Raw genomic sequence first — 16,962 nt, forward strand, 5'->3', positions numbered from 1 at the left:
TCCCCTTCCGGCGTACCGGCACCGGCACCGCTCCGGCGGGCCGGTGCCGGCCGTTCTCCGGCCCCTCAGCCGGCGGCGGACGGCGGGCGCGCGGCCGGCGGCAGCGCGGCCGGGTCGGCGACGGCCCAGGTGTGCGGGTCCGGCCCGAGGGCGACCAGCGCGGGCACCTGCTCGGCGCACCACGGGGACACCTCCAGCCGGCCGGCCAGCACGTCGTCGGCGAACTCCTTCCACGGCAGCCACCGCGCGTCGTCCACTTCGTCCGGGTTCGGTGCCGGCTCGCGGGCGATGACCGCCCGGTAGACCGGGCAGATCTCGTGCTCCACGGTGCCGTCGTCCATGACCGCCCGGTAGGCGAACTCGGGCAGCACCAGGTCGACCCGCTCGACGGCCAGCCCCAGCTCGTAGGCGAGCCGGCGGCGGACCGCGTCCGGCGGCGCCTCGCCCGGCAGGGGATGACCGCAGCAGCTGTTGGTCAGCACACCCGGCCAGGTGCGCTTGTGCGCGGCGCGGCGGGTCAGCAGCACCCGGCCCTCGTCGTCGAACACATAGCAGGAGAACGCCAGGTGCAGCGGCGTGGCGGTGCCGTGCACGGCGGCCTTGGGCGCGGTTCCGATGGCCTGCCCGTCGGCGTCCACCAGTACGACATGCTCTTCTAGCGTCACCCTGTCGAGACTACGAGATCATGTCCGGTCCGCCGCCGCCGGGCCGGAGCCGCGCCGGTCCGTCCGGAGCAGGTGTCCCTCGCGGGCGGGAAATCTTCATCCCCGGTCGGTGAACCGTCTACCGCGCCGCCACCGGACGACCGCCACCGGTGCGTGCGCCCGCCGCCGGATCGGCGTCCCCGCCCGGGATATCGGGGATGTTCCCGATGTGGCGCCGGAGATCCGGCCAGTAGTCTGATCGAGTGTCCTTCGTCTCCGACCTCCGTACCCTCCTGCGAGGCAGGGACTTCCGGCGGCTGTTCGCCACCCGCCTGGTGTCGCAGTTCTCCGACGGCGTCTTCCAGTTCGCGGTCGCCGGATACGCGTTCTTCACCCCGGAGAAGCAGACCACCGCCACCGAGGCGGCCGTCGCGTTCGCCGTGCTGCTGCTCCCCTACTCGATCCTCGGCCCGTTCGCCGGGGTCTTCATCGACCGCTGGTCGCGGCGGCAGATCCTGGTGGTCGCGCCGGTCGTGCGGGGCGCCCTGCTGGCGGTGGCCGCGCTACTGGTCGGGCTCGGCGCGCCGGACTGGTGCTTCTACGCCGCCGCGCTCGGCGTGCTCGGCGTCAACCGCTTCTTCCTGGCCGCGCTCAGCGCCTCGCTGCCGCATGTGGTACCGGCCGACCGGCTGCTGCTGGCCAACGCGGTCACCCCGACGTCCGGCACCATCGCCACCTTCGTCGGAGCCGGTGTCGGCTACCTGCTCCGCGCGCTGTCCGGGGCCGAGCACACCGGCACCGCCGTGCTGCTCGTGGTCTCCGGCGTGGTGTTCGGCCTGAGCGCGCTGGTCGCCTCGACCATGCACCGCACGCTGCTCGGCCCGTCCTTCGACCCCGGACTGCCCGAGGCGCGCGAGGCGGTGCGGCACGTGCTGGCCGGCCTGGTGGACGGCGCCCGGCACGTCCTGCACGCGCGCACCCCGGCGGCGGCGCTGGCCGGCATGGCCGCGCACCGGTTCATGTACGGCCTGAGCATCGTGATGACCGTCATGCTGTACCGCTACTACTTCACCCACGACGCCGAGGCCGGGCTGAACCAGATGACCGGGGTGCTGGCCACCTCCGGGCTGGGCTTCTTCGCGGCCGTCCTGATCACGCCGTGGGCCACCCGCCGGTTCCGGCCCGAGGCGTGGATCCCCATCATGCTGGCCAGTGCCGGGGTGCTGGAGCTGGCCCTGTGCCTGCCGTTCCACCAGATCGGCTTCCTGACCGCGGGATTCGTGCTCGGGGTGACCGGGCAGAGCGTCAAGATCTGTGCGGACACCATCGTGCAGCGCGACGTCGAGGACGCCTACCTCGGCCGGGTCTTCTCGATCTACGACATGCTGTTCAACGGGGCGTTCGTGCTGGCCGCGGTGGTCGCCGCGTTCATGCTGCCGCCGGACGGCCGGTCCTACCCGGTGCTGGTGCTCGCCTCGGCCGGGTACGTGCTGAGCGCCATCGGATACCGGCTGATCAGCGGCGGCGCCGGTTCGCCGCGGCCCGAGCGGGTCGCCGGCTGACCGTGCCGGGCCGCGCTCAGCCGCGCGGCGCCGCGGTGGCGGCGACCATGGCGGCGGTGATGGCGGCCACGTCCTGGTCGCCGGTGACGTAGGGCGGCATCGCGTACACCAGCCGGCCGAACGGGCGCAGCCACACCCCGTGCGCCATGGCGATGTCCTGGACGCGCGGCACGTCCACCGGGTGCTCGGTCTCGATCACGCCGATCGCGCCCAGCACCCGGACATCGGCCACCCTCGGCGACCGCGCCGCCCGGGCCAGCCCGTCGGCCAGACCCGCCTCGATCCGCTTGACGTCCTCCCGCCAGGGGCGCTCGTCCAACAGCGCCAGCGACGCCTCGGCGACCGCGGCGGCCAGCGGGTTGCCCATGTAGGTGGGGCCGTGCATGAGCACGCCGATCCGTTCGGCCACCTCGGCGGTGCACAGGGTCGCGGCCATGGTGAGGTAGCCGCCGGTCATCGCCTTGCCGACGCACATGATGTCCGGCCGGACGCCGGCGTGGTCGCAGCCGAACATCTCGCCGGTGCGGCCGAAGCCGGTCGCGATCTCGTCCGCGATGAGCAGCAGGCCGTGCCGGTCGGCCAGCTCGCGCAGCCGGCGCAGGTAGGCCGGGTGGTAGAAGCGCATGCCGCCGGCGCCCTGCACCACCGGCTCGACGATGATCGCCGCGAGCTCGGCCGCGTGCCGGGCCACCATCTCGTCCAGGTGGGCCAGGTAGGCCTGGTCCACCGGGGCCTCCTCCCCGGCCGGTGCGCCGGGACGGACGCCGTACCCGCCGGGCGGCCGGTCGGCGAAGACGTGCCGGGGCAGCACGCCGGAGAACAGGTGGTGCATGCCGTTGACCGGGTCGCACACCGCCATCACGCCGAAGGTGTCACCGTGGTAGCCGCCCCGCACGGTCAGCAGCCGGCCGCGCCCGGTGCACTGCACGGCCATCTTGATGGCGACCTCCACCGCCACCGAGCCGGAGTCGGCCAGGAAGACCTTGTCCAGCCCGGTCATGGCCGACAGCCGCCGGGCCAGCCGGACGGCCGGCTCGTGGGTCAGCCCGCCGAACATGACGTGCGCCATGTCACCGAGCTGCGCGCGCACCGCCTCGTTGAGCCGCGGGTGGTTGTAGCCGTGGATCGCCGCCCACCAGGAGGACATGCCGTCCACCAGCACCCGCCCGTCGGCGAGCCGCAACCGGACGCCGTCCGCCCCGGCCACCGGATGTGCGCCGGCCGCGCCGGCCGCGGCGTAGGGATGCCACAGGTGACGGCGGTCGAGGTCGCGCAGCGTCTCGGCGTCCATGCCGTCACCCTACGGCGCGGCCGATCAGGCGGGAAGGACGCCTTCGGTGCGCGCCCATTCGAGCAGCGCCTCGCGGGCGGCGTCCTTGCCGAGCAGCCCGCGGTCCAGCCGCATGTCGAGCAGGAACTTGTACGCCCGGCCGACCACCGGACCGGGACCGACGCCCAGGACGCCCTGGATCTCGTTGCCGTCCAGCTCGGGGCGGATCTTGGCCAGCTCCTCCTGCTCGGCCAGCCGGGCGATGCGGATCTCCAGCTCGTCGTAGGTGCGCGACAGCGCCTGCGCCTTGCGGCGGTTGCGGGTGGTGCAGTCGGCCCTGGTGAGCTTGTGCAGCCGCTCCAGCAGGTGACCGGCGTCGCGCACGTAGCGGCGCACCGCGGAGTCGGTCCACTCGCCGGTGCCGTAGCCGTGGAAGCGCAGGTGCAGCTCCACCAGCCGGGAGACGTCGGCGGTCACGTCCTTGGGGAAACGCAGCTCGGTCAGGCGCTTCTTGGTCAGCTGCGCGCCCACCACCTCGTGGTGGTGGAAGGAGACCCGCCCGCCTTCCTCGAAGCGGCGGGTCTTCGGCTTGCCGATGTCGTGCAGCAGCGCCGCCCAGCGCAGCACGCGGTCCGGACCGGCCGCCTCCTGGGCGATGGCCTGCTCCAGCACGATCAGCGTGTGCTCGTAGACGTCCTTGTGCCGGTGGTGCTCGTCGATCTCCAGCCGCAGTTTCGGCAGCTCGGGCAGCACGTGCTCGGCCAGGCCGGTGTCGGCCAGCAGGGCGAGGCCCGCACGCGGGAACGCGCCGCAGATCAGCTTGTCCAGCTCGTCACGGATGCGTTCGGCCGAGACGATCTCGATGCGGTCGGCCATCGCGGTCATGGCGGCGACCACCGCCGGGTCGACCGCGAAGCCGAGCTGCGCGGCGAACCGCGCGGCGCGCAGCATGCGCAGCGGGTCGTCGTCGAAGGACCGCTCCGGCGGGCCGGGGGTGCGCAGCACCTTCGCGCCCAGATCGGCCAGACCGCCGTACGGGTCGACGAACTCGTGGCCGGGCAGCCGCACCGCCATCGCGTTGATCGCGAAGTCGCGGCGCTCGAGATCGGCCTCCAGGGTGTCTCCGTAGTCGACCTCGGGCTTGCGGGACCTGGGGTCGTACGACTCGCTGCGGTAGGTGGTGATCTCCAGGATCCAGTCGCCCTTGCGGACCCCGACCGTGCCGAAATCGATGCCGATGGTCCACACCGAGTCGGCCCAGCCGCTGACCATCTCCAGCACCCGCTCGGGCCGGGCGTCGGTGGTCAGGTCGAGGTCGTTGCCGATGCGGCCGAGGAAGACGTCGCGAACCGAGCCGCCGACCACGGCGAGCTCGTGGCCCTGGCGGGCGAACACCTCGCCGAGCTCGTCGGCGACGGGGGCGATCCGCCGGAACAGATCGGTCACGGCCTTCTGTTGGCTGACACTCAGGTTTGAGACGGACAAGCTGGGTAGGTCCTTCGGTTACGGACGAGAATCTCCGCGCTGGCCCTGGTCTGACCCGCCGGGTTCGCACCCTGCGCGATCACCAGGTTTGGTCGGTCGTAGATCTGCCGCGGGCAGCCGGGCAGGGCAAGGAGCACGAGAGATGAAAGACGCCCTCGCGATCCACCGCCGCCTGCTGTCGCTTCAGATCCACCATGAGATCGTACGACTTCCGCGCGCCATGACGTGCGCCGACGACCTTCCCGACATTCTGCACGTGGATCCGGCGAGCTGCGTGCGGGTCACGGTCTTCGAGGTCACCGCCCGTTCCGAACGCCGGCCGGTCGCCGTGGTCGGCGCCGTCGCCGCCCCGCCCAGACCCGGCGCGGTCGCCGCCCTGCTGGGCGCCCGTAAGGTGCGCCCGGCCCCCGCCTTCCTGGTGAACTCCGCCACAGACTACGCCGCGTCGGCCGTCGCGCCGCTGCTGCTGCCCGACGAGCTGACCGTGCTGGTCGACGAGCGGCTGGCGGCCGGTCTCGACCCCGACCAGCCGGTGCACACCCCGACCGGCGAGCGCCGTACGGCACTGCGGATCCGCGCCTTCGACCTTCTCTCCCTCATTCATGGAAAACATGTCGACCTCCAGGCGGCACGGCACCGCCACGGGCGGCACACCGCCCACCGCGAGGCCCGGCCGGCCGCGGGCGCCACGTGCTGACGACGCCGCCCGCCCCGCGATAGGCCATACCATTCTGGGCGTGCGCCGAACTCCACCCCTGGCCGGCACGTGACCCGCGGAGCCGCCCTCGTCTCCGTCCTCGCCGCGGCGTGCGCCACCGCCGCGGCGGCGCTCTGCGGTGCCCCGGCGGCGGACGCGCGCAGCGCGGCGGGTGCGCCGGCGACCGCCCAGGCCGTCTCCGCCCCGGTGCCCGGCCAGGCCGCCCGGCGGCAGGTGGCGCAGATCTCGATCGACTCCGTCTCGCCGCAGGCACCCCGCGATCCGGACCAGCCGATCAAGATCTCCGGCACGGTGACCAACACCGGCTCCGCCCCGCTGTCGTGGATCTCCATCCGGCTGCGCTTCTCCCGCAGCGCGTTCACCGACCGCGCGCAGATGCAGGCGTTCGCCGACGGCGGGCAGGTGCTCGACCAGACCAAGCAGAGCAGGCCGCTCAGCCAGCTGCCGGCCGCGGGCAAGGCCGCCTTCGAGTTCACCACCAGCCCGGCCGAGCTCGGCATCACCGGCTTCCGCTTCGGCGTCTACCCGCTCACCGTGGAGCTGGTCGACACCGCGGCCCGGCAGCTCGCCGCCCAGCGCACCTTCCTGCCCTACGCCCAGCGCGGCGTCGCGGTGTCCCGCACCCGCGTCTCCTTCGCGCTCCCGCTGATCGACCAGCCCCATCGCGGAGCCGACCTGCCCGGGCAGGCGGGCGGCAGCGCCGACGAGGTCTTCCTGGACGAAGGGCTGCGCGAGGCGGTCGCGGCCGGCGGGCGCCTGGACGACCTGCTGAAGATCGCCGAGGCGCCGGGCAAGGGCGTGACCTGGTTCGTCGATCCGGCCCTGCTGGACGAGGCGAGCGCCATGGCCCAGGGGTACCGGCTCAGGTCCAAGGACGGGACGACCGCCCGGCCCGGTGACCGTCAGGTCGCGGAGTGGCTGCGGCGGATGCGCGAGGCACTCGCCGACCGGACGGTCGCCGCCACCCCGTACGCGGATCCCGACGTGGCCGCCGCCGCGCACAACGGACTGGAGGCCGCCACCCGGACGGCGCTGGACAAGGGGGCCACCGTCGCGTCCGCGCTGCTCGGCCGGGAGATCGGCACCACCGTCGGCTGGCCGGCCGGCGGGGTGGTCGACCACGACGGCCTGGACGCGCTGGCGATGGGCGGGGTGCGCACGGTCCTGCTGGCCGCCACCGCGTTGCCGCCGCAGCCGCCGGTCACCTTCACCCCGAACGCCGCGGCGACGCTGGAGACCGTCCGGCACGAGGTCAAGGTGCTGCTGGCCGACCCGCTGCTCGGGCAGCTCTTCGGCGGGGCGACCGCCCCGGACACTCCCGCGCTGGCCGCGCAGCGGTTCCTCGCCGAGACGGCCATGATCAGCGCCGAGCCGGGCGGCGGGCCGCGCGGCGTGGTCGTCGCCCCGGCCCGCCGCTGGAGCCCTGATCCGGCCTACGTGACCGCGCTGCTGAAGAGCGCCGGTTCGGCGCCCTGGCTGCGCCCGGCCGGCCTCGGCTCGATCAAGGCGGCGGACGAGGTGCCGCGCGGTCCGCTGACCTACACCGACAAGGACCGGCAGGCCGAGCTCGACCGTTCCTACCTGACCAAGGTCCGCCGCCTCGGGCTGCGTGCCGAGGTGACCGCCACCGTGACCGACGACCACCGCCAGATCTTCGACACCGCGCTGCTCAACCTGGCCTCGTCGGCCTGGCGTGGGCGGATCAAGGAGGCGGGTCCGCTGTTCGACCAGGTCGACGCCGCGGTCACCGAGCGCACCGAGAAGGTGTCGGTGAACACCGTCACCCAGCGCACGCTCGCCGGGGACAACGGGGTGGTGCCGATCAGCATCCGTAACGACCTGGCCGGCCAGGACGTCGAGCTAGGGGTACGGATCACCTCGGGAAACGAGCGCGTGCTGGAGATCGGCCGCTACGAGTCGCAAGTGAAGATCAGCCCGGGCAAGACCAAACCCATCGACATCCCCATGATCGCGCACCGGGCCGGCAGCTCGACGACGGTCAAGGTGCAGCTCACCACGGCGGACGGCCTCATCCGGTACGGCAAGCCGGTCTCGGTCACGGTCCGGGTCACCGGCTACACCGCCATCACGCTGTGGATCGTCGGCGCCGGCCTCACCGTGATGCTGGCCGCGGTGGTGCTGCGCGTGCTGCGCCGGCACGCCCGGCGGCCGGCCAAGGGACGCCGGGCGGCCCCGCCCGAGCCGGTGGCCACCGTCCCCGAACCCGCCCGAAACCGAGAGGGGCCCTCTTGACCTCCCCCCCGCGACCGGCACCGGTCCGGTGCCGGGCCGCGCACCCGCCGGCGGGCCCGCGATGAGCCGGGTGCTGCGGGCCAGCGCCATCATGGCCGCCGGCACCATGGTGTCCCGGCTGACCGGTTTCGTGCGCACCGCGGTGCTGGCCTCCGCCATCGGCATCGCGGCGCTCGGCGACGCCTACAACGTCGCGTTCATGATCCCGATGATGCTCTTCGACCTGCTGATCGGCGGGGTGCTCAGCAGCGTCGTCGTCCCGCTGATCATCCGGGCGCAGAAGCAGGACGCCGACGGCGGTCGCGCCTACGAGCAGCGGCTGATGACGGTGGCCACCATGGTGCTGGTGGCGATCGCGGTGGCCGGCGTGCTCGCCGCCCCGCTGCTCGTCGATCTGCTGACCACCGACCTGTCACCGACGGAGGCCCAGGTCACCGTCACGCTCGCGCGCTACATCCTGCCGCAGATCGCCTTCTTCGGCGTCGGCGCGGTGGCCGGCGCCATCCTGAACACCCGCGACCGGTTCGCCGCGCCGATGTGGGCGCCGGTGCTGAACAACATCGTGGTCATCGGGGTCGGGCTGCTCTACCACGTGGTCAGCACCGCCGGCGGCGACATCTCCCGGGTGAGCGGCGCGGACCTCACCCTGCTCGGCCTCGGCACCACCGCGGGCATCGTGGCCCAGGCCATCGTGCTCATCATCGCCGTGCACCGGGTCGGGTTCCGGTTCGTGCCGCGATTCGACCTGCGCAACGCGCGCCTCGGCGAGATGGGGCGGATGGGCGCCTGGACGTTCGCCTTCGTGATCGCCAACCAGATCGGCCTGACCGTCACCAGCAACCTGGCCACCGGGGCGACCGGGCGGGCCGGCGCCGAACAGGTGGCGGGCATCGCCCAGTACAGCTTCGCCTACCAGTTCTTCCAGCTGCCCTACGGCATCATCGCCGTCTCGGTGATCACCGCGATGCTGCCGCGGATGAGCCGGTACGTCCAGGAGGGCCGGCCCGACCTGGTCCGCGACGAGTTCGCCTCGGGGGTACGCCTGGTCTCCTGCGTGATCGTGCCGTGCGGGCTGCTGCTCATGGTGCTCGGCCCGGCGGTGGCCGTGCTGATCTTCGCGCACGGCAACACCTCGATCAGCGACGCGATCAACCTGGGGAACGTCCTGCAGGTGTTCGGGTTGGCGCTGGTACCGTTCTCGATCTACCAGCTGCTGCTGCGCGTCTTCTACAGCTTCGGCGACACCCGGACCCCGGCGCTCATCGCCGTCGGCAACGTCGTGGTGAACATCGCCGGCAGCCTGATCGTCTACTACACGCTGCCGCCCCGATTCATCGTGATGGGACTGGCGTTCTCCTTCACCGTCGCCTACAGCGTCGGCGGCGCGGTGGCGTGGAACCTGGCGAGCCGGCGGGTGGGCGGCGGTCTCGGCGGCCGGGTGGTCGCGGCCGGCCTCTCGCGCATGTACGTCGCGGCGATCCCCGCGGCGGCCGTGGCGCTCGCCGCGCTGTGGGCGACGCAGCGGATCGCCGGGCTCAGCCCGCTGACCTCGGGAATCACCGTGGTGGTGGGCGGCGGGCTGGCCGGGTTGATCTACCTGGTCACGTCACAGCGGATGCGCATCGCGGAGATCACCTCGATCATTGGACTTGTGGCCGGCCGGGTAGGCCGCTAGGCATGGAAGGCCCGGACGTCCGCGCCGCCGGTGTCGCAAGCGCAACCCCGGCGGCACCCGCTCCGGACTACGATGGTGCGCACGCGCGGTGGAGATGTGGCACCACCGGCCGAAGGAGCAGCAGGAGGGGCGTGGGGATATTCGCTCGGACATCGCCCACGACCGGAGAGAGGACCGCCTCATGAGCGCCCCCGCCGTGGAGCCCGGCGGCCGGCTGGCCGACCGGTTCCGCCTGGAGGATCGCGTCAGCGAGTCAGGTGGCGCCACCCTGTGGAAGGCCATCGACGAGGTGCTGGCCCGGCCGGTCTGCGTCCTGACGCTGGCGCCGGACTTCGACCGGACCGCCGAGGTGGTGACGGCGGCGCGCGGCGCCAGCCGGCTGACCGATCCACGGCTCACCCAGGTCTTCGACGCCGCCGAGGAGGACGGGCAGGCGTACGTCGTGAGCGAGTGGGTCACCGGCGAGACCCTCACCGACATGGTGGCCGCCGGCCCGCTGGCCCCCGAACGCGCGGCCGCGCTGGTGGCCGAGGCCGCCGAGGCGGTCGCCCACGCCCATCAGTCCGGTCTCTCCCATCTCTGCCTCACTCCCGACCGGCTCATCTGGACGGCGGGCAACACCGTCAAGCTGCTCGGCCTGGCGGTGGACGCCGCGCTGTGCGCCGAGGAGAGCGACGATCCGGCCCAGGAGGACGCCCAGGGGCTCGGCCGCCTGCTCTACACCGCGCTGACCGGCCACTGGCCCGGCGGCGGCGACGTCGATCTGCCGCCGGCGCCGCTCGACGACGGGAAGGTGTGCACCCCCCGCCAGGTCACCGCGGGCGTGCCCGGCTTCCTGGACGCCATCACCTGCCGGGCCATGCTGCAGGAGGCCCGGCGCGGCCTGCCCGCGCTGGCCACCCCGGCCGAGGTGGCCGACGCGCTCGCCGAGGTGCCACGTCCGGCGCCGGTGCCGGTGACGTCCGCGCCGCCCGCGGTGGCGCTGCGGGCCGAGGCGCCGGAGGACCCCCGCGGCGGCTCCGCCACCGTCTCGCGGCCGGCCCAGCAGACGTCCCCGCACGCGCTGGGCGGTCCGCGCCGCCAGGGCGCGGCGGGCCGGGTAATGGTCACCATGGTGATCCTGCTGGTCATCGCCGCAGTCGGGCTCGGCGCGTGGAGCCTGGGCCAGAGCCTCGGCCGGCGGCAGCCGGAGCCGGGCAACACCCCGCAGGCCTCCCAACCGGCCCCGCCGAAGATCGTGACGGTCAAACCGGTCGGTGCCGACGGGTTCGACCCGCTGGGCGACGGCGTCGAGCATCCGGAGTGGGCCCGGATGGCGATCGACGGCAAGCCGTCCACCGAATGGCATACCGACAGTTACCAGAGCGCCGATTTCGGGCGGCTGAAGACCGGGGTCGGGCTGGTCCTCAACATGGGCAAGCAGACGCCGGTCTCCGACGTGGTCGTCTCCCTGGGCGACACGCCCGGCGCGTCGCTGGAGTTGCGGGTCGGCGACAGCACCGACCTGAAGTCCCTCAAGAAGGTCGCTGAGCAGGACAACATCTCCGGCACGGTGACCCTCACCCCGGAAAAGGCGGCCACCGGCCAGTACGTTTTGATCTGGTTTACGCGCCTTCCAGCATTTGAAGGGAAGTTTCGTGGCACCATCTATGACGTAGTGGTGCACTCTCCCGGATCGGCCTAACAGGACACGCGTTGTGAACCCTCCTCCCGACAGCCCGCCGGCGGCCCAGGCCTCCGCACGGTCCGCGTTGTCCGACGCCGACCTGCTGACGAGCCATATCGGCGGCGATCCACACGCCTTCAGCGAGATCGTCCGGCGACATCGCGACCGCATGTGGGCGGTCGCGCTGCGCACGCTGGGCGACCCCGACGAGGCGGCGGACGCCGTCCAGGACGCCTTCGTCTCCGCCTACCGCAAGGCCGAGAGCTTTCGCGGCGAGGCGGCGGTCACCACCTGGCTCCATCGCATCGTCGTGAACGCCTGCCTGGACCGGATGCGCCGCAAGGCCATCCGCCCGGTCGCCGACGACGAGCTGGTGGAGGCCGCCGAGCGCGACACGCCCGTGCCCGACCAGACCGGGGACCGCGACGTCTCCATGGAGGTCACGGCCGCGCTCAAGCTGCTGCCCTCCGACCAGCGGGCCGCGCTGGTGCTGGTCGACATGATGGGTTACTCGGTGGACGACGCCGCGCAGGTGCTCGACGTGCCCACCGGCACGGTCAAGAGCAGGTGCGCCCGGGGCCGCGCCAAACTCGCCCCGATTCTTGCGCATCTGCGGAACCGATCAGATCTCACTCGCGTCTCATCCGCGAAGGGAGCACAACTTCGTGACGGGTGATACGCACTACGACCTGGAGACCTTGGGCGATCTGGCCGAAGGTCTCCTCGACGCCGGTACGGCGGCGCGGGTCCGCGAGCATCTCGCGGTCTGCGATCCCTGTGGGGAGAGCCTCGCCGACCTGGCGGCGGTCCGCGAGGTGCTCGCGGCGATGCCGGTGCCGGCGATGCCCATGGGCGTCGCGCTCCGCGTCGACAAGGCCCTGGCCGCCGAGTCGGAGGCCCGGCAGGCGCGGGGCGGCCTGCAACTGGCGGAGGCGCCGGACTGGGACCGCATGATGGCCGGCGCGCCGTGGGAGGTCCCGGCCACGCCGGTGGAGCCGGCCGTTCCCCAGCTGCCCGCGGCACCGGCCCCCGAGCCGGTGCCGCGTCTCGGCGTGGTGGCCGGCGACGGTTCGATCACGCCGGCCAGGTCCCGGCGGCCCGGACGGCGCCGTCGCTGGCTGGCGCCGCTGGCCGCGGGAGTGGCCGCCGCGGGCGCCATCGGCGTCGGCGGTGTGACGGTCAATCTGCTGAGCGCCACGGGCACCGGCGCCGCGCCGGCGACCGTCGCCCAGGGACAGCACCCGGCCGACGTGCCGGGGGCGGCGCAGCGGCCCCCCGGTGGCACCGAGCGCGCGTCGGCCGGCCGCCGGTACGTGATCGGCAAGAGCGGCTACAACTACTCCGCCGCCGCGCTCAAGGGCCCGCTGAACACCTACCTCGGCGCGACCCCCGGATCGGGCAACGACGCCTCGGCCGATCCGGCGGTCACCCGCTGCGTGTCGCAGATCTCGGCCAGGGTCGGCCGCCGGCTGAACCTCCAGCGGTCGCCGAACCCGATCGGGGTCGACCGGGCGCAGTACCGCGGCAAGGACGCCACCATGATGGCCTTCTGGAAGGACCGCCTGCACAACGCGGTCTGGGTGTACGTGGTGGACGACCGCTGCCAGAACGTCCGCCAGCCGGTGGTCAGCCGCTGGCAGTGACCGTGCGTCCCGCCTGACGATCGGAGTCCCCCGCGGCGATCCGCGGGGGACTTCGCCATGTCGGGGCGGGGCGTCGGCCGGCCGGGAACACCAGGCGCCTAGGATCTGTTGACGCCACTGCACCGGCACGAAGACGACCCGGCCGGGGCACCGGGTGGCCGGGAGCGACTACCAAGGGCAGGAAAGGCGACAGGCGTGAGCGACGTCCGTAACGTGATCATCATCGGATCCGGGCCGGCCGGTTACACGGCCGCGATCTACGCGGCACGTGCCGACCTGCACCCGCTCGTGTTCGAGGGGTCCGTCACCGCGGGCGGCGCCCTGATGAACACCACCGATGTGGAGAACTTCCCCGGGTTCCCCGACGGCATCCTCGGGCCGGACCTGATGGACCATCTGCGCAAGCAGGCGGAGCGGTTCGGCGCCGAGCTGGTCGCCGACGACGTCGTCGAGGTCGACCTGGCGCGTACGCCGAAGGTCGTCAAGACGGCCACCGACACCTACCTGGCGAGCACCGTGATCGTCGCCACCGGTTCCGGCTACCGCGAGCTCGGCCTGCCGAACGAGAAGCGGCTGTCCGGCCACGGGGTCTCCTGGTGCGCCACCTGTGATGGTTTCTTCTTCCGCGACCAGGACATCGTGGTCGTGGGCGGCGGCGACACCGCGATGGAGGAGGCCACCTTCCTGAGCCGGTTCGCCCGGTCGGTCACCGTGGTGCACCGGCGCGGCGAACTGCGGGCCAGCAAGATCATGCAGGACCGGGCCTTCGCCAACGAGAAGATCCGTTTCGTCTGGGACAGCCAGGTGATCGACGTCCTGGGCGAGTCCAGGGTCACCGGCGTGCGACTGCGCAACCTGAAGACCGGAGACGAGAGCGAGCTTCCGGTCACCGGGTTGTTCATCGCCATCGGCCACGACCCGCGCACCGAGCTCTTCCGCGGGCAGCTCGATCTCGACGAGGAGGGTTACGTCGTCGTCGACGCGCCGTCCACCAGGACCAACCTGGACGGCGTCTTCGCCGCCGGCGACGTCGTCGACCACACCTACCGCCAGGCCATCACGGCCGCCGGCACCGGCTGCTCGGCGTCGCTGGACGCCGAGCGGTGGCTGGCCGACCACGCCAGCGCCAACAGTTAAGGGGAGATCATCATGGGCGCCATCAAGTCCGTCACCGACGCGACCTTCGACACCGAGGTCCTGCAGAGTGACAAACCCGTCCTGGTCGACTTCTGGGCGGAGTGGTGTGGTCCGTGCCGCCAGGTCGCGCCGATCCTGCAGGAGATCGCGAACGAGCACGCCGACAAGCTGACGATCGTCAAGATCAACATTGACGAGAACCCGCAGGTCCCGCGGGATTACGGCGTGCTGCAGATCCCGACGCTGAACGTCTACAAGGGCGGCGAGGTGGTCAAGCAGATCATCGGTGCCAAGCCGAAGGCGATGCTGCTCCGCGAGCTCGACGGCGTCATCTAGCCGGCCACGCTGAGCCCGCCGCGCCGGTCGCGGCGGGCTCTTCGCGTTTCCGGCGGTGCGACGCCGCCGGCGGGCGGCTCGGGGATCGCGACGTTGCCTCACCGGCACGCCTCGCCGCGTGGATCCGGCAGCGGGCCGGACATGTCCCGCGCAACCGGTGGTGGCCGCCGGGTCCGCGAACCGGGCGTGGCGGCGGATCCGGTCCGGCGCGGCGGCCACCGGAGCCGCTCAACCGGGCTCATACCGGGTTCAGACCGGGCGCAGCGCGCGTTCCGGGCTCATAGAGCCCAGCAGGCGCTCCAGCGCCACCTCGACGTCCTCCCGCCAGGAGACGGCGGTCTTCAACTCCAGGCGCAGCCGCGGATAGCGCAGGTGCGGCCGGACGGTCTTGAACCCCACGGCCAGCAGGTATTCGGCGGGCAGCACGCATCCTGGCTGCTCCCACTTCAGGTCGCCGAAGGCCTCGATGGCGCGCACCCCGCGCCGGGTGAGGTCCTTGGCGACGCCCTGGATCATCATCCGGCCGAGGCCTCCGCCGGAGAACTCCGGCACGATGTGCGCGGTCATGAGCAGCACCGCGTCCGCGCTGACCGGGGAGGTCGGGAAGGCGACCGCGCGAGGCACGTACAGCGGCGGCGCGTAGAGCACGAAACCGGCCGGCACTCCGTCCACGTAGCAGATCTTGCCGCAGCTGCCCCACTCCAGCAGCGTGGCCGAGACCCACGCCTCCTTCTCCAGGCCGGGATCACCCGCCTGCTGGGCCCGTTCCCCGGTCACCGGGTCGAGCTCCCAGAAGACGCACCGCCGGCAACGACGAGGCAGGTCGTCAAGGTTGTCCAGCGTGACGTTCACCAGCCGACGCGACACCCGGGCCCCCGATCCTGGCGAAGACGAACGCGAGTCATGGCGGAAAGGCGCGCCGATACGGCGTCTCCCGACTGGCATGGTAGCCGAGGGAAGGCCGCCGGCGGTGATCCCTCGCCCCGGGCCGCCCTTCCGGTCGCCCGCGCCGTCCGTTGGATGATCTGGGCGGCCGGCAGCCGGTACCACCAGGTCATATGTCATGAACTGCACCTTTAGTCAGTAAAACCGGAAGGGCTGGACGGCGCACTGCCGTACGCTGGACTCTCACGACGTCATAGCCCCGCTATTGACCTAGGAGGTGGACCGTGCCGGAAGAGCAGGATCACGGTCGGCGGACGGCGGCCCAGGGGTCGCGAATCGACACCTACATCGACCGGTACGCCGCGCGTGCCGCCGGGATGGTCGCCTCCGAGATCCGAGCTCTTTTCGCCGTCGCGTCGAGGCCCGAGGTGGTCTCGCTGGCCGGCGGCATGCCGTACGTCACGGCCCTCCCCCTGGACGCGGTCGGCGAGCTGGTCGCCGATCTGGTGGCCCGGCGCGGCACCGTCGCGCTGCAGTACGGCTCCGCGCAGGGCGACCCGCATCTTCGCGAGCAGATCTGCGACTTCATGCGCCTCGAGGGCATCGACGCCGCCCCCGACGACGTCGTCGTCACCGTGGGCTCGCAGCAGGCCCTGGACCTGATCACGCGTATCTTCATCGACCCGGGCGACGTCGTGCTGGCCGAAGGGCCGTCCTACGTCGGTGCCCTCGGCACCTTCGCGGCCTACCAGGCGTCCGTCGTGCACGTCGACATGGACGACGAAGGCCTGATCCCGGAGGTGCTGGCCGAGACCATCGCGTCGCTGGACCGGGCCGGCCGGCGGATCAAGTTCCTCTACACCGTGCCCACCTTCCAGAACCCCGCGGGCGTCACGCTCAGCGCCGCCCGCCGCCACCAGGTCCTGGAGATCTGCCGGCGCGCCGGCGTGCTCGTGGTGGAGGACAACCCGTACGGCCTGCTCGGCTTCGACGGCGAGCCGATGCGCGCGCTGCGCGCGGACGACCCCGAGGGGGTGGTCTACCTGGGGTCGTTCTCCAAGACGCTGGCCCCGGGGTTCCGGGTCGGCTGGGCCCTCGCCCCGCACGCCGTCCGCGACAAGCTGGTGCTCGCCCTGGAGTCGGCGGTGCTGTCCCATTCCAGCTTCACCCAGCTCGCCGTCGGGCAGTACCTGGCGACGCAGCCGTGGCGAGAGCAGATCAAGGCGTTCCGCGAGCTGTACCGCGAGCGGCGGGACACGCTGCTCGGCGCGCTGGAGGCGCTGATGCCGCCCGGCTGCAGCTGGACCCGGCCGGCCGGCGGCTTCTTCGTCTGGCTGACCTTGCCGGAAGGGCTGGACTCCAAGGCGATGCTGCCGCGTGCCGTCGCCGAGCGGGTCGCCTTCGTGCCCGGCACCGGGTTCTACGCCGACGCCGCCGGGGTAAGGAACATGCGGTTGTCGTACTGTTACCCCGAACCGGAGCGCATCCGCGAGGGCGTCCGCCGCCTCGCCGGGGTCGTCCAGCAGGATCTTCTGCTGCGCGACACCTTCGGCACCGGCTCGGTGCGTGCGCACGGCGGGGTGGACACACCCGGCCCCGACGTCACCTGATCCTGGCACCGGGTGACCGACCGGTGATTCCACGGCCGGCGACCGCACGAGTGGCGGGCGCCGGCCACCGTTTTCCGC

General features: G+C 72.5%; 14 protein-coding genes. 10 read left to right on the plus strand and 4 right to left on the minus strand.

The genetic code is table 11. The features are described from left to right. Positions 1–65: 65 nt before the first annotated feature. The gene (idi, locus tag Sru01_RS26930) at positions 66–665 is read right to left on the minus strand and encodes an isopentenyl-diphosphate Delta-isomerase (RefSeq protein ID WP_203991141.1); all 600 of its coding nucleotides are present in this window, start codon (positions 663–665) and stop codon (positions 66–68) included. Between the two features lie 242 nt (positions 666–907). On the opposite strand from idi, the gene Sru01_RS26935 reads away from it, so the two are divergent. Next, positions 908–2,206, plus strand: coding sequence for an MFS transporter (locus tag Sru01_RS26935; RefSeq protein ID WP_203991144.1), 1,299 nt, complete (start codon positions 908–910; stop codon positions 2,204–2,206). A 16-nt stretch (positions 2,207–2,222) separates the two neighbouring features. Here Sru01_RS26935 and Sru01_RS26940 read toward each other — a convergent pair whose 3' ends face one another. Beyond that, complete coding sequence (locus Sru01_RS26940; protein ID WP_203991147.1) at positions 2,223–3,497, minus strand: adenosylmethionine--8-amino-7-oxononanoate transaminase; 1,275 nt, start codon at positions 3,495–3,497, stop codon at positions 2,223–2,225. 24 nt (positions 3,498–3,521) lie between these two features. Continuing rightward, positions 3,522–4,961: a CCA tRNA nucleotidyltransferase gene (locus tag Sru01_RS26945; protein ID WP_203991151.1), complete on the minus strand. Its 1,440-nt coding sequence runs from the start codon at positions 4,959–4,961 to the stop codon at positions 3,522–3,524. 142 nt (positions 4,962–5,103) lie between these two features. Between Sru01_RS26945 and Sru01_RS26950 the strand changes: the two genes are divergently transcribed. The 8 genes from Sru01_RS26950 to trxA all read left to right on the plus strand — a co-directional run bounded on the left by Sru01_RS26950 (position 5,104) and on the right by trxA (position 14,389). Then, positions 5,104–5,658 (plus strand): aminoacyl-tRNA deacylase, encoded by a 555-nt coding sequence (locus tag Sru01_RS26950; protein WP_203991154.1) that lies wholly within the window; start codon positions 5,104–5,106, stop codon positions 5,656–5,658. Positions 5,659–5,727: 69 nt separating this feature from the next. After that, a complete protein-coding gene (locus Sru01_RS26955; RefSeq protein WP_203991157.1) occupies positions 5,728–7,932 on the plus strand; it encodes a DUF6049 family protein in 2,205 nt (734 codons plus the stop codon). Between the two features lie 61 nt (positions 7,933–7,993). Continuing rightward, on the plus strand, positions 7,994–9,607 hold the full coding sequence (gene murJ / locus Sru01_RS26960) for a murein biosynthesis integral membrane protein MurJ (protein ID WP_203991160.1): 1,614 nt from the start codon (positions 7,994–7,996) through the stop codon (positions 9,605–9,607). A 181-nt stretch (positions 9,608–9,788) separates the two neighbouring features. Beyond that, positions 9,789–11,291, plus strand: a complete 1,503-nt coding sequence (locus Sru01_RS26965) for a protein kinase family protein (protein WP_203991163.1) — start codon at positions 9,789–9,791, stop codon at positions 11,289–11,291. Between the two features lie 13 nt (positions 11,292–11,304). Beyond that, entirely contained in the window at positions 11,305–11,949 is a 645-nt protein-coding gene (gene sigM / locus Sru01_RS26970) for an RNA polymerase sigma factor SigM (protein WP_203991166.1), read from the plus strand. Beyond that, positions 11,939–12,916 carry an anti-sigma factor family protein gene (locus tag Sru01_RS36360; protein WP_203991168.1) on the plus strand — a complete coding sequence of 326 codons (978 nt, stop codon included), beginning with the start codon at positions 11,939–11,941 and terminating at the stop codon, positions 12,914–12,916. The genes sigM and Sru01_RS36360 overlap by 11 nt, the downstream gene beginning before the upstream one ends. Before the next feature lie 195 nt (positions 12,917–13,111). Next, positions 13,112–14,053, plus strand: a complete 942-nt coding sequence (gene trxB, locus Sru01_RS26980) for a thioredoxin-disulfide reductase (protein WP_203991170.1) — start codon at positions 13,112–13,114, stop codon at positions 14,051–14,053. 12 nt (positions 14,054–14,065) lie between these two features. Next, positions 14,066–14,389: a thioredoxin gene (gene trxA, locus Sru01_RS26985; protein WP_203991172.1), complete on the plus strand. Its 324-nt coding sequence runs from the start codon at positions 14,066–14,068 to the stop codon at positions 14,387–14,389. Between the two features lie 249 nt (positions 14,390–14,638). Here the strand turns inward: trxA and Sru01_RS26990 are convergent, their stop codons facing one another. Next, a complete protein-coding gene (locus tag Sru01_RS26990; RefSeq protein WP_203991175.1) occupies positions 14,639–15,256 on the minus strand; it encodes a GNAT family N-acetyltransferase in 618 nt (205 codons plus the stop codon). Between the two features lie 395 nt (positions 15,257–15,651). Between Sru01_RS26990 and Sru01_RS26995 the strand changes: the two genes are divergently transcribed. Next, positions 15,652–16,884 carry an aminotransferase-like domain-containing protein gene (locus tag Sru01_RS26995; protein WP_203991262.1) on the plus strand — a complete coding sequence of 411 codons (1,233 nt, stop codon included), beginning with the start codon at positions 15,652–15,654 and terminating at the stop codon, positions 16,882–16,884. Positions 16,885–16,962: the final 78 nt, after the last annotated feature.

The sequence above is a fragment of the Sphaerisporangium rufum genome (genome assembly GCF_016863395.1).
GTDB lineage: Bacteria > Actinomycetota > Actinomycetes > Streptosporangiales > Streptosporangiaceae > Sphaerisporangium > Sphaerisporangium rufum.